We start from the raw sequence: 20,139 nt of genomic DNA on the forward strand, positions 1-20,139 counted from the left end.
TCAGAATGACTCAATCGACTGCTTTCATGATTGCTCCCGGCGGCTGGCTGGGATTGCTGGGCGGGGGCCAACTGGGCCGCATGTTCTGCCACGCGGCCCAGAGCCTGGGCTACAAGGTCGCGGTGCTGGATCCGGCCGCCGAATGCCCGGCGGGCATGGTGGCCGACCTGCACATCCAGGCGGCCTATGACGACGAAGCCGGCCTCGAGCGCCTGGCCCAGACCTGTCAGGCCGTCACTACCGAATTCGAGAACGTGCCTGCGGACAGCCTGCGCACCCTGGCCACGCGCTGCCGCGTCAGCCCGGCCGGAGATGCCGTCGCCATCGTGCAGGACCGCATCGCCGAAAAGACCTTCATTGCCTCGCAAGGCATTGCTGTCGCGCCGCACGCCGCGATCCGCAGCGAAGCCGACCTGCGCGCTGCGCCCCAAGGGCTGTTTCCGGGCATCCTGAAAGTCGCCCGCCTGGGTTACGACGGCAAGGGCCAGGCCCGCATCAGCACGCGCGAGGAGGCGCTGGCCGCCTTCGCCGAATTCGGCGGCGTGGCCTGCGTGCTGGAAGCGCTGATGCCGCTGGACTACGAAATTTCCGTGGTGCTGGCGCGCGGTTTCGACGGCGCGAGCGTGGTGTTCCCGGTGGCGCGCAACGTGCACCGCGACGGCATCCTGGCGGTGTCGACCGCCGCGCCGGTGCAGCAGGACGCAGCCCACGCAGAACGCCAGGCCCGCGCCACGCAGGCCGCGCAAGCCATCGCGCAAGGCCTGGGCTACCACGGCGTGCTGTGCGTGGAATTCTTCGTGCTCAAGGACGGCAGCCTCATCGTCAATGAGATCGCGCCGCGCCCGCATAACAGCGGCCACTACACCATGGACGCCTGCCTGACCAGCCAGTTCGAGCAGCAGGCGCGCGCCATGGCCGGCCTGCCTCTGGGCGGCTCCGACCTGCTGGCGCCTGCCGTCATGCTGAACATCCTGGGCGACATCTGGTATCCGTCGGCCACCGCCACGGCGCAGCGCGAACCCGATTGGGCCGCCGCGCTGGCCGTGCCAACTGCCAAGCTGCATCTGTACGGCAAGCGCGAAGCGCGCCGCGGCCGCAAGATGGGCCACATCACGATCGTGGCGCCGACCTTGCAGCAGGCTCGTGACGACGCCGCCCGCGTGGCGGCGGCGCTGGGCATGCAGGCTCCCGAGTAAAGCGCGGATTCCATGACTTCCTTGCCCCCGTCAGCGTCCGCCAGCGCCGCGGAGATCGCCCACGCCGCGCAGCGCATGCTGGACGGCGAGCTGGCCGCGTTTCCGACCGAGACCGTCTACGGCCTGGGCGCCGATGCGGAAAACCCGCAAGCGGTCGCCAAGATCTACGCCGCCAAGGGCCGGCCTTCCAACCATCCCGTCATTGTGCACATCGCGCCGCAAGGCGATTTGTCGTACTGGGCGGCGGAAGTGCCGCAAGAGGCGCGCCTGCTGATCGACGCCTTCTGGCCCGGTCCGCTCACGCTGATCCTCAAGCGCGCGCCGCACATCGCCGATACGGTCAGCGGCGGCCAGGACAGCATCGGCATCCGCTGTCCCTCGCATCCGGTGGCGCAGGCGCTGCTGGCGGCTTTTGCCGCAGGCAAGCCCAACGGGCAGGGCGGCGTCGCGGCGCCGTCCGCCAACAAGTTCGGCCAGGTGTCGCCGACGCGCGCCGAGCACGTGCGCAGCGAGTTCCCCGAGGAAGTCGCGGCCGGCATGCCGGTGCTGGAGGGCGGCGCGTCGGAGGTGGGCATCGAGTCCACCATCCTCGACCTGTCGCGCCTGGACCGCGGCGCCGGTCCCGTGTTGCTGCGTCCCGGCCACATCAGCGCCGCGCAGATCGAAGCCGTGCTGGGCGTGCAGGTCTTCGCGCCCGACGCCGCCGCGCCCAGGGCATCGGGCACGCTGAAGGCGCACTACGCGCCGCGCACGGCGCTGGAACTGGCCTCGGACGCGCGGCTGCGCGACGTGGTGCAGGGGCAGGGCCTGCCCGAAGGCAAGGTCGTGGTGGTCGCCTACGGCGATCGCCCCGCCGCGCTCGACGCCCGGGTGCAGTGGCAGGCCGTGCCCGCCGATCCGGCGCGTTACGCCCAGGCGCTCTATGGCCTGCTGCGCGATCTGGACAAGCAGGGTTATGCGCGCATCATCGTGCAGGCGCCGCCGGCTACCGATGACTGGCACGCCGTCAACGACCGCATCGGCCGCGCCGCAGCGGCTTTCGTCTTGGACACGACGGACTTGTAGGATGAGTGAAGCGCGATAGTTCTTGAGCAAGGACTCGCGTGCTTCACCCATCCTACGCCGCCAGAAATTCGCCGATCCTTTCCACCGCCTGCCGCAACGGCGGCAGGAACTCCTCCGTCAGCCGGTTCAACGGCACCCGCGCCGCCTTGACGCTGACGTTGACCGCGCCGCAGGCCTTGCCGCTGGCCGAGCGCACCGCCACCGAGATGGCGCGCACGTTCAATTCCAGCTCCTGGTCGACGACGGCGTAATCCTGTTCGCGGATGCGCGCGAGTTCGGCGCGCAGTTTTTCCTCGGTGACCAGCGTGAATTCCGTGTATGGCTGCAGCTCGGTCGCGGCGAAGTAGCGGGCCAGCGCGGGCTCCGGCAATTGCGCCAGCAGCACCCGCCCGATGGAGGTGCAGTACGCCGGCAGCCTGCTGCCCAGCCCCATCGAGGTGGCCAGCAGGCGAGTGACCTCGGAACGCGCCAGGTACAGCATCTCGTGGCCTTCCATGATGGCCAGGGCGCAGGTCTCGTTGATCGTGGCGCTGAGTTCTTCCAGTACCGGCTGCGCCAGCGAGACGAAGGGCGTGGACGAGAAATAGGCGTAGCCCAGGCCCAGGATGCGCGGCGTCAGCACATAGAGCCTGCCGTGTTGCTCGGCGATGCCCAACAGGATCAGCGTGTGCAGGCAGCGCTGCACCACGGCGCGCGGCAGGCCGGCGCGGCGGCTCAGTTCGGCCGCGGTCTGCGGATGGCGGCGCGTGCCGAAGGCGCGGATCACATGCAGGCCGCGCGCCAGCGTCAGCATGTAGTCCGGATCGCCGCGCAACTGGTCCGGATGATCTTCCGCCGCGAGCGGCGCGGCATAGCCGGGCGGGGGAAGATTGGGCCGCATCAGGCTGCGCGCAGTGGCGCGCCAGTGCGCGCCTGGAGGGCTGAGAGGGTCATGCCGTCGATCATATCCCGAACCAGCAGCCCGTCCGGCGTGATCTCGATGACGGCGAGGTCGGTATAGATGCGGTCCACCACGCCGGCGCCCGTCAGCGGATACGTGCAGCGTTCGACGATCTTGGGTTCGCCGCTCTTGCTGTTGTGTTCCATCATGATGTAGACGCTGCGCGCGCCCACCGCCAGGTCCATCGCGCCGCCCACGGCCGGCGCCTCCCCGGGTTTGGCCAGCGACCAGTTGGCCAGGTCGCCGTTGGCGGCAACCTGCATGCCGCCCATGACGCAGATATCCAGATGGCCGCCGCGCATCATCGCGAACGAATCCGCATGATGGAAATAAGCGCCGCCTTCGAGCAGGGTCACGGGCTGCTTGCCGGCGTTGATCAGGTCCAGGTTGATGTCGGCCTCGGCGGGCGGCGGGCCCATGCCCAGGATGCCGTTCTCGCTGTGCAGCACGATCTCGCGGCCGGCGGGCAGGTGGGCGGCCACCAGCACCGGCATGCCGATGCCCAGGTTGACATAGCTGCCGTCGGGGATGTCCCGGGCCAGGCGGCGCGCCATGGCCTCGCGGGTCAGGGGTTGGAACATGCGGACTCCTTTGGATTCGGCCAGCCCTAGCTGGAAAAGGCGGCGTTGGCCACCTGGGTGACGCGCTTGACGAAGATGCCCGGCGTCACCACGGCCTCGGGCGAGAGCTCGCCCAGCGCGACCTTGGCGCGCACCTGCACGATGGCGGTTTTGGCCGCCATGCACATGACGGGACCGAAGTTGCGCGCGCTTTTGTTGTAGGTGAGATTGCCCCAGCGGTCGGCCAGGTCGGCCTTCACCAGTGCAAAGTCGCCGTGCAAGGGATGTTCGAAGACATGGCCGCGGCCGTCGATCATGCGCGTTTCCTTGCCGCGCGCCAGTTCGGTGCCATAGGCCGTGGGCGTGTAGAACCCGCCCAGGCCGGCGCCGGCCGCCCGCAGGCGTTCGGCGATGGTGCCTTGCGGCACGCATTCCAGTTCGATGCGGCCCTGGCGGTAGAACTCGTCGAAGACCCAGGAGTGCGAGGCCTTGGGAAACGAGCAGATCACCTTGCGCACGCGCCCGGCCTTGATCAGCGCGGCCAGGCCGGTTTCGTGGTTGCCGGCGTTGTTGCTGACCACGGTGAGTTCGCGCGCGCCCTGCGCGATCAGCGCGTGGATCAGTTCGGTGGGCATGCCGGCGCCGCCGAAGCCGCTGATCAGCACGGTCGCGCCATCGTGGACGTCCGCAACGGCGGTTTCGGGAGTGTCGTAGAACTTGTCGATCATGGCGGGGCTCCTGCGCCTTCAGTCCAAGGTGATGCGGGCCTGCTTGATGATTCCGGCGTAGCGCGTCGAGTCCGTCTTCATCAGCTCCGCGAATTGCGCGGTGGTGCCGCTGGCCGGCAGGAAGCCCGCGTCCAGGAATTTCTGCCTGACGTCGGGCTCCTTGACGATCTCGCTGATCTCGCGCGCCATGCGCTCGATGACCGGCGCAGGCGTGCCGGCCGGCGCCATCAGGCCCGCCCACGAACCGGTGACGAAGCCGGGCAGGCCGGCTTCTTCCATGGTCGGGATCGAGGGCTCGGTCGGCCAGCGCTGCTTGCCGGTGAACGCCAGCGCCTTCAGCCGGTTCTGCTTGACGTACTGCATGGGCACGAGGATCGGGTCGAAGACCATCGATACGCGGCCGCCCAGCAGGTCGGCCAGGATGGGGGCGCTGCCTTTGTAGGCCACGTGCGTCATGGTGATCTTGCTTTGCAGCGCGAAGTCGGCGCCGGTCAGGTGCGCGCTGGAACCGTTGCCGCTGGAGGCATAGGTGAGCTTGTCCGGATTCTTGCGGCCATAGTCGACCAGTTCGGCCACCGTCTTCACGGGTATGTCTTCGGCCACGAACAGGAACAGGGGCAGGTCCGCCATCTGCACCACGGGCGTCAGGTCGGCGGGCTTGTAGCCCAGCTTGTATAGATGGAAATTGATGATGTAGGCCGGAAGGATGGAAAGAAAGGTGTAGCCGTCCGGCTCCGCCTTCGCGGCGATGGCGGCGCCCACGCTGCTGTTGGCGCCGGGGCGGTTCTCGATGATGATGGTCTGCTTCAGGCGCGGGCCGAGCTTGTCCATCACGATGCGCGTGACGATGTCGGTCGAGCCGCCCGGCGTGTACGGCACGATGATCTTGATCGGCTTGCTGGGCCAGTCATCCGCTGCGTGGACGCCGGCGCCGGCGGCCAGGCCGGCGGCCGTCAGGGCCGTGCCCAGCAGGGATTTGAGGATGCTGCGGCGGGACTGCAAGAGGCTTGCACGGGTCATGGGTTGGGTCTCCTCCATGAGTCGGCCGCTGGCGTAGTCGCGGCCGTTATTTTTGAGAGATCGCGACGCCGGCAGCGGCGGGCCCGGGACGCGAAAAAAGTATGGCACCAAGGCAAGCGGCCATCGCGGGCTGGCAGGCGGATAAAGTTCGTTCACCGGACAGGTCTGCAACCTTCTGGAATCGCGGTCGGTACCCCGGGTTTCCACTAGGCTTCTTCGCGTTGTTCACGCCGTGGACATGCCTTAATCTGGCGGCCGGCCCAGTAAGGCAGGGCTCGGTTTCAACCGCAGCCGGCTTACAAGCCAGCGCGGCATCCATCTCAGGAGAAGCGATCATGAAGCGGTCCATCTTGTTTGCAGCCGGCGCCATTGCCCTGGCTTGCGCATCCCAGGCGGCGGTGGCGGGGCCCACCCTCGATGCCGTGAAGAAAAAAGGATTCGTGCAGTGCGGTCTGACCGACGGCGTATCCGGCTTTTCGGCCACCAACAGCAAGGGCGAATGGGAAGGCATGGACGTGGACATCTGTCGCGCGGTCGCGGCGGCGGTGTTCGGTGATCCGACCAAATTCAAGGGCACGCCGCTGTCCACCCAGCAGCGCTTCACGGCGTTGCAATCGGGCGAGGTGGATGTGCTGCTGCGCACCGTCACGCTGACGCAGACCCGCGACACCTCGCTGGGCCTGGCGGCCGTGGCGGCCAGCTTCTACGACGGCCAGGGCATCCTGGTGAACAAGAAGCTGGGCGTCAAAAGCGCCAAGGAACTCAACGGCGCCACGGTCTGCGTGCAGCCCGGCACCACCACGGAGCTCAACCTGGCCGACTGGTTCCGCACCAACAACATCGAGTTCAAGCCGGTGGTGATCGACAAGGTGACCGAGGTCGTGCGCGCCTTCGAGTCGGGCCGTTGCGACGCCTTCACCGACGACGCCTCGCAACTGGCCGCGGTGCGCGCCACGCAGGTCGCCAAGCCGGACGACTACGAAATCCTGCCGGAACGTTTCTCCAAGGAGCCGCTGGGTCCCATGGTGCGCCAGGGCGACGAGAACTGGCTGGGCATCGTGCGCTGGACGCTGTTCGCGCTGATGGAAGCCGAGGAATACGGCATCACGCAGAAGAACGTCGATGAAATGCTCAAGAGCAACAACCCCAACATCGCCCGCATCCTGGGCGTGACGCCGGGCGCGGGCAAGAACATGGGGCTGGATGAGAAGTGGGCCTACAACGCCATCAAGGCAGTGGGCAATTACAGCGAAGTGTTCGAGCGCAACGTGGGCAAGGACAGCAAGCTTGGCCTGCAACGCGGCACCAATGCGTTGTGGAACAAGGGGGGCGCCATGTATCCCTGGCCGATCCGCTGAGGTTCGCGCCAACTAGGGCGGCCCGGATTTCCGGGCCGTTTTTTTATGGCATCGCCACGCGATACGTTCGCACCGTATTACGGTACGCTATGCGCTTTCCACTGGACGCCCCAACGCGCCATGACGCAGACCCGAAACGCCGAGGATTCCCCACTGTTCATCGCCGCGCTGGCGCGCGGCGTCTCCGTCCTGCGCGCCTTCAGCGAGGGGCAGCCCGCCATGACCTTGCCAGAGCTGGCCGAAGCGACCGGGCTGAGCAAGAGTTCGGTGCAGCGCTTCACCCACACGCTGTGGACCCTGGGCTACCTGCGCAAGGATCCCTTGAGCAAGAAGTTCTCGCTGGGACCCTGGTCGCTGGAGCTGGGCATGAAGTACGTGCAGACCAGCCCGCTGGTGCTGGGCGGCAATCCCTTCCTGCACACGCTCAACCGCAACAGCCAGGAGACCTGCAGCCTGGCCGAGCCCGACGGCCTGGATATGGTGTACGTGGCGCGCTTTGCCACCCACAAGGAAATGTTCGTGAACATGCCGGTGGGCATGCGCCTGCCGCTGTACTGCACGGCGGCGGGCCGGGCGGTGCTGGCCAGGCTGGATCCCGCAGTCGCGCGCGATCTCCTGGAACGCTGCGACCGCAAGGCCTACACGGCCGCCACCATCACCGGCATGGACGAGCTCCAGGGCGAGCTGGAGTTTGCCCGGCGTCACGGGTATGCGCGCTCCAACGGCGAGTTCTATCCGGGCGACATCACGGTCAGCGCCGCGGTGCTGGATGCCGGCGGCACGCCAGTAGGGGCCGTCAACGTGTCGGTGCCGTCCAGCCGCTGGTCGTTCGAGCAGGCGCAGGCGGTGTTCGGTCCGCAAGTGGTGGAAACGGCGCACGCCATCAGCGCGTCGCGCACCTTGGGGCGGTCGCGCCCCTTCTATGAAATGGAGCCGCCGGGCGGGGCCCTGCGCGACGCGATGCCGCTCGCGGGCGACGAGGCCTGATTCCAGTGCACGCGGGGCGCAGGCGCGCCGGGCAAGCGTGCTTGCTATTCTTACTAATTTAGTAGGATATAAAACCACCGATTAGGGGAAACTCCCTAATTGGCCGGGTGCTTGTACGCACGCTACTCTTATTTCGACACGATCATATCGCACAGCGATTTAATCGAATCTAAATAGTGATCCCGGCCTAGTCCATGGCAGCGGTCGTCACACAGGAGCCGAGTTGTGCAGCAGCCAGCCGAAGTCTGTTTTCATCCCGTCGCCGGGTTCATGGGCCTGCCCGCCGTCCGCGCCGCCGGCACGGGCGCGGCGCGCGCCTGCGTGGTCGGCATTCCATTCGATTGCGGCACGCATCCGTTCCGCGTCGGTTCGCGCCAGGGGCCGGACGCGATTCGGGAGCAGTCCAGGCTGCTGCGGCCGGTGGACATCTTCCGGCGCCACGGCATCGACAACCCGCCGGAATTCCTGCGCGCCATCGACGTGGGCAACGTGGCCTGCCATCCGGGCGATCCGGACGCGTCCTATCCGCTGATCGAGGCCGGCATCGGCGCCATCCTGGACTCGGGCGCGATTCCGATCTCCATGGGAGGCGACGGCGCGGTCACCTTGCCGCAGCTGCGCGCCGTGGCGCGCCGCCATCCGGATTTCGTTGTGCTGCATTTCGATTCGCACACCGACACCTATCCCATCCCCGGCTACAACACCGCCACCACGTTCACGCGCGCCGCCGAAGAAGGGCTGCTGGACGTGGCCTCCAGCTTTCACGTCGGCACGCGCGGCAGCTCCTTCATGCCGGGCGTGCTGGAGTTCGGCCGCGAGGTCGGCTACACGATCCTGCCTTATGACGACTTCGACCAGGACCAGAAGGGCGCGCTGGCCGACATCAAGCAGCGCATCGGCGAGCGTCCGGTGTACCTGTGCTTCGACATGGACATCTTCGATCCCTCCTGCGCGCCGGGCGTGTGCACGCCGGAGTGGGGTGGGCTCACGGCCAAGGAAGGGCTGGCGCTGTTGCGCCAGCTCGCGGGCCTGAACTTCGTGGCATTCGACGTGAACACCGTGTCGCCGCCGCAAGACGTGCAGGGGGCCACGGCCTTCCTGGCAGCCACCGTCATGCAGGAATTCTGCGCGCTGGCGGCGGTCGCGGTGCAGCAGTATCCGCAGGGGCGTCCGGCCTGAGCCGGGTTCACCACGCCGACAACTTCATCCAAGGGGAAAACGATGAAACTCAAATCCATTCTGCTGGGCCTGGCTGTCGCCGGCCTGCTGGCTCAGGGCGGCGCGCAGGCGCGCACGCTGGACGAGATCCGCGCGGATCAGAGCCTGAATGTAGTCACCACGGCGTCCGCGCCGCCGCACGGCTTCAAGAATCCGAAGTCGAACCAGCTGGAGGGCATCATGGTGGACGTGGCCGCGGCCGTGGCCAAGCACTTGAAGGTGTCGGACAAGCTGTCCGATGTGCCGTTCTCCGGCCTGATTCCCACGCTGACCTCGGGCCGCGCCGACGTGATGTCCGCGCCGCTCTTCATCACAGAGGAACGCGCCCGCGCCATCGATTTTTCGGCGCCGGTCTATGAATGGGGCGAGGGCGTCGTGGTCAGCGACAAGGCAGACAAGAAATACGCCAAGTTCGAAGACATGAAGGGCCAGCGTGTGGGCGTGCTGGTGGACTCGGTGCAGTTCAACATGATCAAGGACATGCCCGGCACCAAGGTGTCCACGTACCAGGACTATTCCACGCTGCTGGCCGACGTGCGCGCCGGCCGCATCGACCTGGGCATCGTCGACCCGCCCAGCATCATCTACCAGATCAAGACCAAGAACATCCCGGGCGTGAAGCTGGACACGGGCTACCAGCCGCAACGCAAGTGGCAGGTGGGCATGGCGGTGCAGAAGGGCAACGCCGCGCTGCTGGAGGCGGTCAACGGCGCGCTGGCGCAGATGAAGCAGAACGGCGAGCTTGCCGCCATCGGGCAGAAGTGGGGCGTGGCCGACCTGATGAGCAAATGACGCCGCACCGGCACGGATAAGGAGTACGACTTGGATCTCGCGACCCTGCGCATGTACCTGACCCCCCTGGCCGAGGGCACCGTCTGGACCCTGGCGCTGTTTTTCTGTTCGGCATTCCTGGCGGTGGCCCTGGGCCTGGTCGTCTGTCTGTGCCGCCTGTCGCCGTCGCGGCTGCTCAGCCGCGGCGCGCGTTTCTACATCGATGTGATACGAGGCACGCCGCTGCTGCTGCAGCTGTTCTACATCTACTACGGCCTGCCCGAGATGGGCGTGGTCATCAATGGCTTCGTCGCCGGCGTGCTGGGGCTGACGCTGAACTTCGGCGCCTATCTGGCCGAGCTGTTCCGCAGCGGCATCCAGTCGGTGGACAGCGGCCAGTACGAGGCGGCGCGCGCGCTGGGCCTGGGCAAAGTGCAGCGGCTGCGCCGCATCGTATTGCCGCAGGCGCTGCGCACCGTGTTCCCGGCGCTGGGCAACTACGCGCTGGTGCTGATCAAGGAGACCTCGCTGGTGGCCGTCATCAGTGTCTACGAGTTGATGCGCGCGGGCGAAATGCTGGCGGGCGCCACCTTCCAGGCGCTGACCGTCTACACCATGGTGGGCGTCATCTACTTCGCCATGTGCAGCGTGCTGTCCTACGTGTTCCGCCGTTCCGAAAAGCGCCTGACCGTGCCGGGCTACTGGAGCGGCGCGGGCGAAAACCATGACATTTCCAAGGCCTGATGCGATGGATGGATTGAACTATGCCGCCCCTATCATCACGATGCAGGGCGTTTGCAAATGGTATGGCGACTTCAAGGTGCTGGACGAACTGGCGCTGGAGGTGCTGCCGGGAGAAAAGCTGATCCTGTGCGGGCCGTCCGGTTCCGGCAAGTCGACCACCATCCGGCTCTTGAACCGGCTCGAGGAACACCAGCAAGGCCGCATCGTGGTCGACGGCATCGAACTGAACGACGACCTGAAGAACATCGAGCGCATCCGCGCCGAGGTCGGCATGGTGTTCCAGCACTTCAACCTGTTTCCGCACCTGACCGTGCTGGACAACTGCACGCTGGCGCCGATGCTGGTGAAGGGCGTGCCGCGCGAGGAAGCCGAGGCCCGCGCCATGGAATACCTGGAGCGCGTCAAGATCCCGCAACACGCCTCCAAGTATCCGGGCCAGTTGTCCGGCGGCCAGAAGCAGCGCGTGGCGATTGCGCGGGCGCTGTGCATGCGGCCCAAGATCATGCTGTTCGACGAGCCCACCTCGGCGCTGGATCCCGAAATGGTCAAGGAAGTGCTGGACACCATGGTGGCGCTGGCCCGCGACGGCATGACCATGGTCTGTGTGACGCATGAAATGGGTTTCGCGCGCGAAGTCGGCGACCGCGTGGTCTTCATGGACCAGGGCGCCATCGTCGAGGCCGACACGCCGGACAATTTCTTCCGCGCGCCGCGCACCGAACGCGCGCAGGCCTTCCTGGGGCAGATACTGGGTTGACCGGGTCCTTCAAATTCCGTTTGGCGGAACCTGTGGAATGGTTCCATGACGGCGGCCTGAAATGGCTCTAGCCGGTTTCGGCTACGCTACCTATCATGCATGTCACGCGGGCGCGCATGCGCCCATGCACCGCCAATGGAAAATGATCAGGGAAAAACGATGAACGGCGCTGATAGTCTTTGCGATACCTTGCTGGCCAACGATGTGGACGTTTGCTTCGCGAACCCCGGCACATCGGAAATGCACTTTGTCGCGGCATTGGATCGCAAACCGAAGATGCGTTGCGTGCTGGGCCTGTTCGAAGGCGTGGTGACGGGCGCGGCCGACGGCTATGCGCGCATGGCCGACAAGCCCGCGGCCACGCTGCTGCACCTGGGGCCGGGGTTGGGCAACGGCCTGGCCAACCTGCACAACGCCAAACGCGCCCGCACGCCCATGGTCAACATCGTGGGCGACCACGCCACCTATCACGTCCAATACGACGCGCCGCTGACCAGCGACGTCGAAGGCGTCGCGCGTCCGATGTCGCATTGGGTCAAGCGCACCACCAAGGCCGCCGACCTGTCCGCCGACGCCGCCGAAGCCGTGGGCGTGGCGCGCCGCTCGCCGGGCAACATCGCCACGCTGATCCTGCCCGCCGACGCGGCCTGGACGGACCTGCCCGACAATACTGCGCCGGTGCTGGCCAAGAGCGAGGCCCTGGCCCAGACCTCGGCCGAGGCGGTGCGTGCGGCGGTTGCCGCGATCCGCTCGGGTGAAGTCACGACGTTGATGCTGGGCGGTTCCGCGCTGCGCGAGCGCGCGCTGAACGCCGCCGGCCGCATCGCGCGCGCCACCGGCGTGCGGCTGGTGTCGGAAACCTCAAACCGCCGCATCGAACGCGGCGGCTCGCGTACCCCGGTGGACCGCCTGCCGTATCCGATCGACCTGGCGGTGGCCAAGCTGAAGGACGTACGCCATCTGGTGCTGGTCGGGGCGAAAGCGCCCGTCGGCTTTTTCGCCTATCCCGGCAAGCCCAGCCTGCTGGCGCCGCCCGATTGCCAGCAGGTGGTGCTGGGCACGCCCGAGCAGGACCTGGCGCATGCGCTGGAGTGGCTGGCCGACGAGCTCGGCATCGCTCAGGACGCGCCGCGCCTGGCCGCCGCTCCCGCCAGCTACGAGGTGCCGCAGTCCGGCAAGCTGACCGGCGCCGCCGTCAACATCCTGGTCGCACACCATCTGCCGGAGCAGGCCATCGTCTGCGACGAGTCCATCACCCAAGGCCGCGAATTCCCCCTCTACAGCGTCAACAGCGCGCCGCACGATTGGCTCATGCTGACAGGCGGCGCCATCGGCATCGGCCTGCCCCTGGCGACCGGCGCCGCCGTCGCCTGCCCGGACCGCAAGGTCGTCACCCTGCAAGCCGACGGCAGCGGCATGTACACCTTGCAGGCGCTGTGGACGCAAGCGCGCGAGAACCTGGATTGCCTGACGGTGATCCTGGCCAACCGTTCCTATGCCACGCTGCACGGCGAAATGAAGAACGTGGGCGTGCAGGAACCCGGACGCAACGCCCGCCGCATGCTGGACCTGGAGGAACCGTACCTGGACTGGACGCATCTGGCGCGCGGCATGGGCGTGGAAGCGGTCAGCGTGGATACGGTGGAAGGATTCGCGCGCGCGCTGCAGGAAGGCCTGAAGCGCCGCGGCCCGTTCCTGATCGAAGCGGTGATCTAAACCCCCAGATAGCGCGTCAGCTGCTCGGGCTGCCGGGCCAGCGACGCGCTGTCGCCGTCTTGCACGATCTGGCCTTTTTCCATTACCAGGCAGCGGTCGGTGTGTTCCAGCACCGCCCGGTAATTGCGGTCCACGATCAGCGTGGACATGCCGCTGGCGCGGATCTGCCGGATGATTTTCCAGATTTCGGCCACGATCAGCGGCGCCAGCCCCTCGGTGGCCTCGTCCAGGATCAGGAGTTCGGGATTGGTCATCAGGGCCCGGCCGATGGCCAGCATTTGCTGTTCGCCCCCCGATAGCTGCTGGCCGCCATGCCCCAGACGTTCCCGCAGGCGCGGAAATACTTCCAGCACGCGGGCGTAGGTCCAGTCCTGGCGGCCGTCGCGGCCGGCGCGCGCGGCCACCTGCAGGTTCTCTCGCACGTTCAGGTTGGGAAAGATGCCGCGCCCTTCGGGCACGTAGGCCAGGCCCATGCGGGCGATGGCGTGCGGCTGCGCGCGGGTGCAGTCGCGGCCGTCCACGCGCACGCTGCCATGGGCGCTTCTGACGTGGCCCATCAGGCTGCGGATCAGCGTGGTCTTGCCCATGCCGTTGCGGCCCACCAGGCCTACGGATTCTCCTGGCGCGATATGCATGTCTATGCCGCGCAGCACGTGGCTGGCGCCGTAATAGACATGCAGGCCGCCCGTTTCGATCAATGCGGTCATACGCTGGCTCCATGGCTGTCTTCGCCCAGGTAGGCGGTGCGCACGTCCGGGTTGGCGCGGATCGCGGCGGGCGCGCCGCTGGCGATGGCGGCGCCGTTGACCATGACGGTAATGGTCTCGGCAACGCGGAAGACCGCGTCCATGTCATGCTCCACCAGCAGGATGGCGTGGCCGGGCTTGAGCGCGTTCAGCAGCTCCAGGATGCGGTCGGTTTCCTCGGGACCCATGCCGGCCAGGGGTTCGTCCAGCAGCAGCACTTGCGGCTCGCCCGCCAGGCACATGGCGATCTCCAACTGGCGCTTGCGGCCATGCGGCAGCAGCCCGGCCTCGCGCGCGGCGTCATCGGCCAGGCCGGTGCGTTCCAGCGCGTGGCGCGCCAGCTCGGCGCTGTGGCGGCATTCCGTGGCCGAGCGCCACCAGTGCCAGAAGCGCTGGCGGCGCGCCTGCGCGGCCAGCCTGCAGTTTTCGAACACGCTCAGTTCGGGAAAGATGGTGGACCGCTGGTAGCTGCGGCCCAGGCCCGCGCGGGCCCGGTCGGGCTGGCGCCAGGTCGTGATGTCGCGCCCGCCCAGCATGACCTGGCCGCTGCTGGGCGCGAGTTCGCCCGAAAGGATGTTGATCAGCGTGGACTTGCCCGCGCCGTTGGTGCCGATGACGGCGTGGACCTGGCCGCGCTGCAATTGCAGCGACACGCCGTTCACCGCCATCAGGCCGCCGAAGCGGCGCGTGACCGCGCTTGCGGCAAGCAGGACGTCAGACATGGGGCTCTCCCTGGATGGGCAGGCGGGCGGAGGCGGGCTGGCGGCCGGCATGGGCAGCATCCGGTTTGGGCGCGGCGCGGGCGGCGTCGACGCCAGCGCCGGGTAGGCGCGCCGCGCGCCGTTGGCGCAGTTGCGCCGGCAGTCCCGCCAGGCCATTGGGCAGCAAGGCCACCAGCGCGATGATGGCGATGCCCAGCGGCAGGTGCCAGTGGCGCGCGTATTCGCCGAAAATCTCCTGCGACTGGAACAGTTCCTGCAGCAGCACCAGCGCCAGGGTGCCCAGCACCGCCCCGCCCAGGCTGCCCATGCCGCCCAGGATCACCATCAGCAGCACCAGGCCGGATTGTTCCCAGGCCAGCAGCTCGGGCGTGACGAAGCCGTCCTTCAGGGCGAACAGAAAGCCCGCCACGCTGGCCAGCGTGGCGCCGATGACATAGGCGGCCAGCTTGTACGGATAGGTGGAATAGCCGGCCGCGCGCATGCGCTGTTCGTTGATGCGGATGCCGGCCAGCGCGGCGCCGAAGGGCGAGCGCCGCAGCAGCGCCAGGAAGCCCCAGGTCAGCGCCAGGCAGGCCAGCACGAAGAAGTAGAAGGTCCGGGCATCGCCCAGGTCGAACGGCAGCCAGCCGCCCAGGGAAAGCTCGGGCCGGAAGTACAGGTAGATGCCGTCGCTGCCGCCGCCGATCTTGGTGTCGTGGAACACGTAGTAGGCCATCTGCGAGAAGGCCAGCGTCACCATGATGAAGTACACGCCGCGGGTGCGCAGCGCCAGCGCGCCGGTCGCCAGCGCATAGGCTGCGGCGGCGAGCAGGGCGGCCGGCAGCAGCCACCACAGGCCGGCGGCCTCCGATTCCGGCGACAGCAGCGCCGCCACGTAGGCGCCGATGCCGAAGAAGGCGGCGTGGCCCAGGCTGACCAGTCCCGCGCCGCCCACCAGCAGCTGCAGGCTGAGCGCGAAGATCGCATAGATCATGATCTTGATCGCCAGGCCGGTGTAGTAGTCGCTGCCGCTCCAGGAAAAGGCGGCCAAAGCCAGCAGCGCCGCAATGGGCAAGAGTCGGTTCAACATGGTCAGCCCTGCTTGAACAGCCCTTCGGGCTTGCAAAGAAGTATGAAGGCCATCAGCAGGTACACCAGCACGCCCGCCGCGGACGGGAACAGCACCTGGCCGAAGGTTTCCACCACGCCCACCAGCATCGCGGCCAGGAAGGCGCCGCGGATCGAGCCGATGCCGCCGATCACCACCACCACGAAGCAGATGATGAGCACGCCGTTGCCCATGCCGGGGTAGACCGAGGACACCGGCGCGGCGATGCTGCCCGCCAGGGCCGCCAGCGCAACGCCCGCCGCGAACACCAGGCGGTAGAGCTTGTTGATGTCTATGCCCAGCGATCCGATCATCTCGCGGTTGCTGGCGCCGGCCCGCAGCATCATGCCCAGCCGCGTGCGCGTGATGACCCAGTACAGCAGCAGCGCCACCGCGATGCCGACGGCCGAGATGAACAGCCGGTAGACCGGATAGGTCATGACGTCGCCCAGCGCGATGCTGCCCTGCAGCCAGGCGGGCAGGGGTACGCCGTGCACGTCATTGCCCACCAGGATGCTGCGCAGCTCTTCGAACACCAGGATCAGGCCGTAGGTCATCAGCACCTGCTGCAAGTGGTTGCGCTTGTACAGGTAGCTGAAGAACGCGGCTTCCAGCAGGTAGCCCAGGGCGCCGGCCGCCAGCACGCAGACCGCCAGCGTGGCCAGGAAGCCGCCGCCCAGCCAGCGGTCGACGGCCGGTCCCAGCGCAAACGCCATGTACGCGCCGATCATGTAGAAACTGCCGTGGGCCAGATTGATGATGCCCATGATGCCGAAGATCAGCGTGAGTCCGCTGGCCACCAGGAACAGCAGCAAGCCGTACTGGAAAGCGTTCAGGCTCTGGATGAGCAGGATGCTGATGTCCATGGGGCCTCCCTGTGGCGGATTGTGGTCAGAGCTTGCAGCCGCGGGCCGGATCGGCCAGCTTCTTCACGGCGACATCCACGACCTTGTTTTCCAATCCGTCGACGCGGCGCAGGTAGATGTCCTGCACGGGGTTGCCCGCGCTGGACAGCGTGAAGGGGCCGCGCGGGCTGTCCACCGTGGCGCCGCGCATGGCCTTGCGGAAGTCTTCCTTCTTGGCGAAGTCGCCCTTCACCGCGGCCAGGCCCGACTGCATCAGCTGCGCCGCGTCATAGCCCTGCACCGCGTAGACGTCCGGCTGCGCCTTGTAGGCCTTGCTGTAGTCGGCGCGGAAGGCGTTGTCGCGCGGCGTGTTCAGGCCGTCGGCATAGTGCAGCGTGGTCAGCAGGCCTTGCGCCGAAGCGCCCTGGGCCTCCAGCGTGCCGTCGGTCAGGAAGCCCGAGCCATACAGCGGGATGGTCTTGCCCAGGCCCGCGGCATGGTAGTCCTGCACGAACTTCACGGCGCCGCCACCCGCAAAGAATGTGAACACCATGTCGGGCTTGAGCGCCGCGATCTCGGTCAGCAGCGGCTGGAATTCCACGTTGGGAAACGGCAGGCTCAGTTCCTTCACGACCTTGCCGCCGGCCTTCTCGAAGCCCTCCTTGAAGCCGCCGATGGCTTCGTCGCCGGCCGCATATTTCCAGGTGATGGTGACGGCCGTCTTGTGGCCCTTGGCAAAGGCCACCGGACCCATGGCGTACGCAGGCTGCCAATTGGTGAACGAGGTGCGGAAGATGCCCGGGCCGCACAGCGGGCCGGTGATGGCGTTGGCGCCCGCGTTGGTCACGATCAGCGTGGTGTCGGCATCCTTGGCGGCCTTGGCCAGCGCCATCGCCACGCCCGAGTGCACGGTGCCGATCAGCACGTCCACCTGGTCGCGCTTGATCAGGCGGTTGGCGTTTTCGGCGGCCTTGGCGGGGTTGGACTCGTCGTCCACCTTGAAGTATTCGATCTCGCGTCCGCCCAGCTTGCCGCCTTGCTCCGCGACATACAGCTTGAAGCCGTTCTCGATGGCGTTGCCCAGCGCGGCATAGGTGCCGCTGTAGGGCAGCATGAAGCCGACCTTGATCTTGTCGGCGGCCTGGGCGCCGGTGGCGGCGAGCGTCAGAGCCGCGGCGAGCGCAGCCCGGGTCAGGGCGTGGTTCATGGTTAGTCTCCGTGCTTGTTATGGGCCGACGCGGGGTCAGCGGGGTTGTGCCAGGCCGCCGACGAAACCGGCGACGGCCTGGATAACGCGGGCCGGCTGATCCTTGTGCGCCGAGTGGCCGCAGTCGGGCAGTTCCAGCAGTTCGGTCTGGGGCGCGAGCCGGCGTATGCCGCGGATCTGCGCCAAGGTGCCGTATTCGTCGTCCACGCCCTGGATGGCCAGCACCGGACAGGCGATGCGGGACAGGTAGTCGTCCAGATTCCAGCGGCGGAAAGCCGGATCCAGCCAGATGTCGTTCCAGCCCCAGAACGCCGAATCCGGGTCCGCGTGATAGCGCCCCAGCCGGGCGCGCAGGTCCGTGTCCAGGTAGGCTTGACGCGCGTGCGCGATGCTGGCGACCGATACGTCTTCGACCAGGATATGGGGCGCGGCGGCGACCACGCCGGCGACGGCGTCCGGATGCATCGCCGCATACAGCAGGGCGATCGAGCCGCCGTCGCTGTGGCCGAACAGCGCCGGCTTGTCGCGCCTGGCGTCCACGCGCAATGCGCGCAGCAGCGCGGGCAGCACGTCGCGCGCCTCGATGTGCATGAAGTCCGCCGGCCGCTTTTCTGCGTGCGGCCGCGGTGTCGACAGTCCGTAGCCGTAGCGCGAGTACACCAGTCCGCGGCAACCGGCTGCCTCGCAGACGCGTAGTGGCCAGTCCTTCCACATGGACACGGAGCCCAGCCCTTCGTGCAGAAATACCAGCAGCGGGGCGCCGGGGCGATCGGCCCAGATCCACTGGCATTCCAGCCGCAGGTCTCGTCCGCCGGCATGGAATTCGGCGAACACGGTCTCGGCCACGGCACAGGCGTTCATAGCGTGGCCTCTTCCAGCTGACGCAGGCGGAAGCGCTGTATCTTCCCGGTGGCCGTCTTGGGCAGTTCTTCCGTGAAATTGATCTGGCGCGGATACTTGAACGGCGCCAGATGCTGCTTCACGTAGTTCTGCAGCGCGGCCCCGGTCTGCGCGTCGGGCTCGAAGCCGGGGCGCAGCACCACATAGGCCTTGGTCTTGACCAGACCGTCGTGGTCCGGCACGCCGATCACGGCCGCTTCCAGCACGGCCTCGTGCTGCACCAGGATGTTCTCGACCTCCACCGGCGACACGTACTGGCCGCTGACCTTGATCATGTCGTCGCTGCGCCCGGCGTAGGTGTAGTAGCCGTCCGCGTCGCAGGTGTATTTGTCGCCGCTCTTGAGCCAATCGCCCAGGAAGCACTGGCGCGTCTTGTCGCGGTTGTTCCAGTACATCAGCGCCGCGCTGGGACCCTTGATGTAGAGGTCGCCGATGGCGCCGGGCGGCACCAGGGCGCCGTTCTCGTCGCGCAGCTGCACCTCATAGCCCGGCACGGGCTTGCCGGTGGTGCCGTAGCGCAGCTGCCCGGTCTGGTTGGAAATGAAGATGTGCAGCATCTCGGTGGAGCCGATGCCGTCCAGGATCTCGCAGCCGAAGTGGCGCGTGTAGCGTTCGCCGATGTCGCGCGGCAGCGCTTCGCCGGCGGACGTGCAGATGCGCATGGCGACCCGTTCGCGCGCCGGCAGGTCGGGCGAGGCCAGCATGCTGGCATACAGCGTGGGTACGCCGTAGAACACGGTGGGCCGGTGCTGCGTCAGGCGCTTGAAGACCGCCTGCGGCGTGGGGCGTTCGCCCATCAGGATCACGGTCGCGCCCACCGACAGCGGGAAGGTCAGGCCGTTGCCCAGGCCGTAGGCGAAGAACAGCTTGGCGGCCGAGAACACCACGTCGTCCTCGCGTATGCCGAGCACGGGCTTGGCATAGAGTTCGGCCGTGTGCCAGAGATTGCCGTGGGTGTGGACCACGCCCTTGGGCTTGCCGGTGGAGCCGGACGAATACAGCCAGAACGCAATCTCGTCGGACAGGGTGCGCGCCGCCGGCGCCAGCGGCGCGGCGGCTAGCAGCGTTTCGAATTCGCGCGCGCCCTCGGGCAAGGGGCCGGCGGGCTGCGACACCACCAGGTGCTCGACGTCGGCGGGGGCCTGCGCCAGCGCGGCCTGCACCACGGGCAGCAAGGCGCCCGATGCGAACACGGCGCGTACGCGGCTGTGGCCGATGATGTAGGCGTAGTCGTCGGCGGTGAGCAGGGTGTTCACGGCCACCGGCACCACGCCCGCATGCAGCGCGCCTAGAAACACTACCGGCCAATCGACGGTGTCCTGCATCAGCAGCAGGATGCGCTCCTCGCGCCGCAGGCCCAGTTGGCGCAGCATGCCGGCCATGCGCGCCACCCGTTCCGCCAGTTCGCCGTAGCTGATCTGGCGCGTGTCGTCGATGTAGGCTGGCTTGGCTGCGCGCGGCGCATTCAGCGCCGCCAGGTGGCTGGCGAAGTTGAGTTCGGCGGGACAGGCGTTCACGGTTGTCTCCTGATGTCCTGTGGGGTGGAAGCCGCGCTATGTGTTTTTTTCTGGC

The 20,139-nt window shown here is 67.4% G+C and carries 20 protein-coding genes; 9 read left to right on the top strand and 11 right to left on the bottom strand.

Features of this window, described 5'->3' with window-relative positions:
• The first annotated feature begins 5 nt into the window (after nt 1-5).
• Nucleotides 6-1,196, top strand: coding sequence for a 5-(carboxyamino)imidazole ribonucleotide synthase (locus IAG39_RS07075; protein ID WP_118932781.1), 1,191 nt, complete (start codon nt 6-8; stop codon nt 1,194-1,196).
• Between the two features lie 12 nt (nt 1,197-1,208).
• Nucleotides 1,209-2,261, top strand: coding sequence for an L-threonylcarbamoyladenylate synthase (locus IAG39_RS07080; protein WP_059380206.1), 1,053 nt, complete (start codon nt 1,209-1,211; stop codon nt 2,259-2,261).
• Between the two features lie 52 nt (nt 2,262-2,313).
• Here the strand turns inward: IAG39_RS07080 and IAG39_RS07085 are convergent, their stop codons facing one another.
• The 4 genes from IAG39_RS07085 to IAG39_RS07100 are packed head-to-tail and all read right to left on the bottom strand — an operon-like array spanning nt 2,314 to nt 5,509.
• Nucleotides 2,314-3,141: an IclR family transcriptional regulator C-terminal domain-containing protein gene (locus IAG39_RS07085; protein WP_118932780.1), complete on the bottom strand. Its 828-nt coding sequence runs from the start codon at nt 3,139-3,141 to the stop codon at nt 2,314-2,316.
• Entirely contained in the window at nt 3,141-3,782 is a 642-nt protein-coding gene (locus IAG39_RS07090) for a 3-oxoacid CoA-transferase subunit B (RefSeq protein WP_118932779.1), read from the bottom strand. Before IAG39_RS07090 ends, IAG39_RS07085 begins: the two co-directional genes overlap by 1 nt.
• Before the next feature lie 26 nt (nt 3,783-3,808).
• Nucleotides 3,809-4,489, bottom strand: coding sequence for a 3-oxoacid CoA-transferase subunit A (locus IAG39_RS07095; protein WP_059380203.1), 681 nt, complete (start codon nt 4,487-4,489; stop codon nt 3,809-3,811).
• Between the two features lie 18 nt (nt 4,490-4,507).
• Nucleotides 4,508-5,509: a Bug family tripartite tricarboxylate transporter substrate binding protein gene (locus IAG39_RS07100; protein ID WP_059380202.1), complete on the bottom strand. Its 1,002-nt coding sequence runs from the start codon at nt 5,507-5,509 to the stop codon at nt 4,508-4,510.
• A 335-nt stretch (nt 5,510-5,844) separates the two neighbouring features.
• Here IAG39_RS07100 and IAG39_RS07105 point away from each other — a divergent pair, with 335 nt between their 5' ends.
• The 7 genes from IAG39_RS07105 to IAG39_RS07135 all read left to right on the top strand — a co-directional run bounded on the left by IAG39_RS07105 (nt 5,845) and on the right by IAG39_RS07135 (nt 13,060).
• Entirely contained in the window at nt 5,845-6,867 is a 1,023-nt protein-coding gene (locus IAG39_RS07105) for an amino acid ABC transporter substrate-binding protein (RefSeq protein WP_118932778.1), read from the top strand.
• A gap of 120 nt (nt 6,868-6,987) precedes the next feature.
• Complete coding sequence (locus tag IAG39_RS07110) at nt 6,988-7,854, top strand: IclR family transcriptional regulator (protein WP_059380200.1); 867 nt, start codon at nt 6,988-6,990, stop codon at nt 7,852-7,854.
• A gap of 270 nt (nt 7,855-8,124) precedes the next feature.
• Nucleotides 8,125-9,033, top strand: a complete 909-nt coding sequence (locus tag IAG39_RS07115; protein ID WP_059380213.1) for an arginase family protein — start codon at nt 8,125-8,127, stop codon at nt 9,031-9,033.
• Between the two features lie 42 nt (nt 9,034-9,075).
• Nucleotides 9,076-9,864, top strand: coding sequence for an ABC transporter substrate-binding protein (locus tag IAG39_RS07120; protein ID WP_059380199.1), 789 nt, complete (start codon nt 9,076-9,078; stop codon nt 9,862-9,864).
• 30 nt (nt 9,865-9,894) lie between these two features.
• The gene (locus IAG39_RS07125) at nt 9,895-10,587 is read left to right on the top strand and encodes an amino acid ABC transporter permease (RefSeq protein ID WP_059380198.1); all 693 of its coding nucleotides are present in this window, start codon (nt 9,895-9,897) and stop codon (nt 10,585-10,587) included.
• 4 nt (nt 10,588-10,591) lie between these two features.
• Complete coding sequence (locus tag IAG39_RS07130) at nt 10,592-11,344, top strand: amino acid ABC transporter ATP-binding protein (protein ID WP_054451448.1); 753 nt, start codon at nt 10,592-10,594, stop codon at nt 11,342-11,344.
• Between the two features lie 159 nt (nt 11,345-11,503).
• Nucleotides 11,504-13,060, top strand: a complete 1,557-nt coding sequence (locus tag IAG39_RS07135) for an acetolactate synthase large subunit (RefSeq protein ID WP_059380196.1) — start codon at nt 11,504-11,506, stop codon at nt 13,058-13,060.
• Here IAG39_RS07135 and IAG39_RS07140 read toward each other — a convergent pair.
• From IAG39_RS07140 to IAG39_RS07170, 7 genes are read right to left on the bottom strand one after another with little or no spacing between them, the layout of a single operon-like run.
• Entirely contained in the window at nt 13,057-13,767 is a 711-nt protein-coding gene (locus tag IAG39_RS07140) for an ABC transporter ATP-binding protein (protein ID WP_118932777.1), read from the bottom strand. The genes IAG39_RS07135 and IAG39_RS07140 overlap by 4 nt on opposite strands.
• Nucleotides 13,764-14,528 carry an ABC transporter ATP-binding protein gene (locus IAG39_RS07145; RefSeq protein ID WP_118932776.1) on the bottom strand — a complete coding sequence of 255 codons (765 nt, stop codon included), beginning with the start codon at nt 14,526-14,528 and terminating at the stop codon, nt 13,764-13,766. Before IAG39_RS07145 ends, IAG39_RS07140 begins: the two co-directional genes overlap by 4 nt.
• Nucleotides 14,521-15,597 carry a branched-chain amino acid ABC transporter permease gene (locus IAG39_RS07150; protein ID WP_118932775.1) on the bottom strand — a complete coding sequence of 359 codons (1,077 nt, stop codon included), beginning with the start codon at nt 15,595-15,597 and terminating at the stop codon, nt 14,521-14,523. The genes IAG39_RS07145 and IAG39_RS07150 overlap by 8 nt, the downstream gene beginning before the upstream one ends.
• 2 nt (nt 15,598-15,599) lie before the next feature.
• The gene (locus tag IAG39_RS07155) at nt 15,600-16,481 is read right to left on the bottom strand and encodes a branched-chain amino acid ABC transporter permease (protein WP_042794742.1); all 882 of its coding nucleotides are present in this window, start codon (nt 16,479-16,481) and stop codon (nt 15,600-15,602) included.
• 25 nt (nt 16,482-16,506) lie between these two features.
• Nucleotides 16,507-17,667 carry an ABC transporter substrate-binding protein gene (locus tag IAG39_RS07160; protein ID WP_059380192.1) on the bottom strand — a complete coding sequence of 387 codons (1,161 nt, stop codon included), beginning with the start codon at nt 17,665-17,667 and terminating at the stop codon, nt 16,507-16,509.
• A 36-nt stretch (nt 17,668-17,703) separates the two neighbouring features.
• The gene (locus IAG39_RS07165) at nt 17,704-18,528 is read right to left on the bottom strand and encodes an alpha/beta fold hydrolase (protein WP_118932774.1); all 825 of its coding nucleotides are present in this window, start codon (nt 18,526-18,528) and stop codon (nt 17,704-17,706) included.
• Nucleotides 18,525-20,084: a benzoate-CoA ligase family protein gene (locus IAG39_RS07170; protein ID WP_118932773.1), complete on the bottom strand. Its 1,560-nt coding sequence runs from the start codon at nt 20,082-20,084 to the stop codon at nt 18,525-18,527. Before IAG39_RS07170 ends, IAG39_RS07165 begins: the two co-directional genes overlap by 4 nt.
• Between the last annotated feature and the right edge of the window lie 55 nt (nt 20,085-20,139).

Source organism: Achromobacter xylosoxidans, from assembly GCF_014490035.1.
In the GTDB taxonomy this organism is placed as follows: Bacteria; Pseudomonadota; Gammaproteobacteria; order Burkholderiales; family Burkholderiaceae_B; genus Achromobacter; species Achromobacter bronchisepticus_A.

Bases quoted from the DNA above. Each gene is read 5' to 3' on its own strand.
- IAG39_RS07075 (WP_118932781.1), top strand. From the start codon at position 6: ATGACTCAATCGACTGCTTTCATGATTGCTCCCGGCGGCTGGCTGGGA.
- IAG39_RS07080 (WP_059380206.1), top strand. From the start codon at position 1,209: ATGACTTCCTTGCCCCCGTCAGCGTCCGCCAGCGCCGCGGAGATCGCC.
- IAG39_RS07085 (WP_118932780.1), bottom strand. From the start codon at position 3,141: ATGCGGCCCAATCTTCCCCCGCCCGGCTATGCCGCGCCGCTCGCGGCG.
- IAG39_RS07090 (WP_118932779.1), bottom strand. From the start codon at position 3,782: ATGTTCCAACCCCTGACCCGCGAGGCCATGGCGCGCCGCCTGGCCCGG.
- IAG39_RS07095 (WP_059380203.1), bottom strand. From the start codon at position 4,489: ATGATCGACAAGTTCTACGACACTCCCGAAACCGCCGTTGCGGACGTC.
- IAG39_RS07100 (WP_059380202.1), bottom strand. From the start codon at position 5,509: ATGACCCGTGCAAGCCTCTTGCAGTCCCGCCGCAGCATCCTCAAATCC.
- IAG39_RS07105 (WP_118932778.1), top strand. From the start codon at position 5,845: ATGAAGCGGTCCATCTTGTTTGCAGCCGGCGCCATTGCCCTGGCTTGC.
- IAG39_RS07110 (WP_059380200.1), top strand. From the start codon at position 6,988: ATGACGCAGACCCGAAACGCCGAGGATTCCCCACTGTTCATCGCCGCG.
- IAG39_RS07115 (WP_059380213.1), top strand. From the start codon at position 8,125: ATGGGCCTGCCCGCCGTCCGCGCCGCCGGCACGGGCGCGGCGCGCGCC.
- IAG39_RS07120 (WP_059380199.1), top strand. From the start codon at position 9,076: ATGAAACTCAAATCCATTCTGCTGGGCCTGGCTGTCGCCGGCCTGCTG.
- IAG39_RS07130 (WP_054451448.1), top strand. From the start codon at position 10,592: ATGGATGGATTGAACTATGCCGCCCCTATCATCACGATGCAGGGCGTT.
- IAG39_RS07135 (WP_059380196.1), top strand. From the start codon at position 11,504: ATGAACGGCGCTGATAGTCTTTGCGATACCTTGCTGGCCAACGATGTG.
- IAG39_RS07140 (WP_118932777.1), bottom strand. From the start codon at position 13,767: ATGACCGCATTGATCGAAACGGGCGGCCTGCATGTCTATTACGGCGCC.
- IAG39_RS07145 (WP_118932776.1), bottom strand. From the start codon at position 14,528: ATGTCTGACGTCCTGCTTGCCGCAAGCGCGGTCACGCGCCGCTTCGGC.
- IAG39_RS07150 (WP_118932775.1), bottom strand. From the start codon at position 15,597: ATGTTGAACCGACTCTTGCCCATTGCGGCGCTGCTGGCTTTGGCCGCC.
- IAG39_RS07155 (WP_042794742.1), bottom strand. From the start codon at position 16,481: ATGGACATCAGCATCCTGCTCATCCAGAGCCTGAACGCTTTCCAGTAC.
- IAG39_RS07160 (WP_059380192.1), bottom strand. From the start codon at position 17,667: ATGAACCACGCCCTGACCCGGGCTGCGCTCGCCGCGGCTCTGACGCTC.
- IAG39_RS07165 (WP_118932774.1), bottom strand. From the start codon at position 18,528: ATGAACGCCTGTGCCGTGGCCGAGACCGTGTTCGCCGAATTCCATGCC.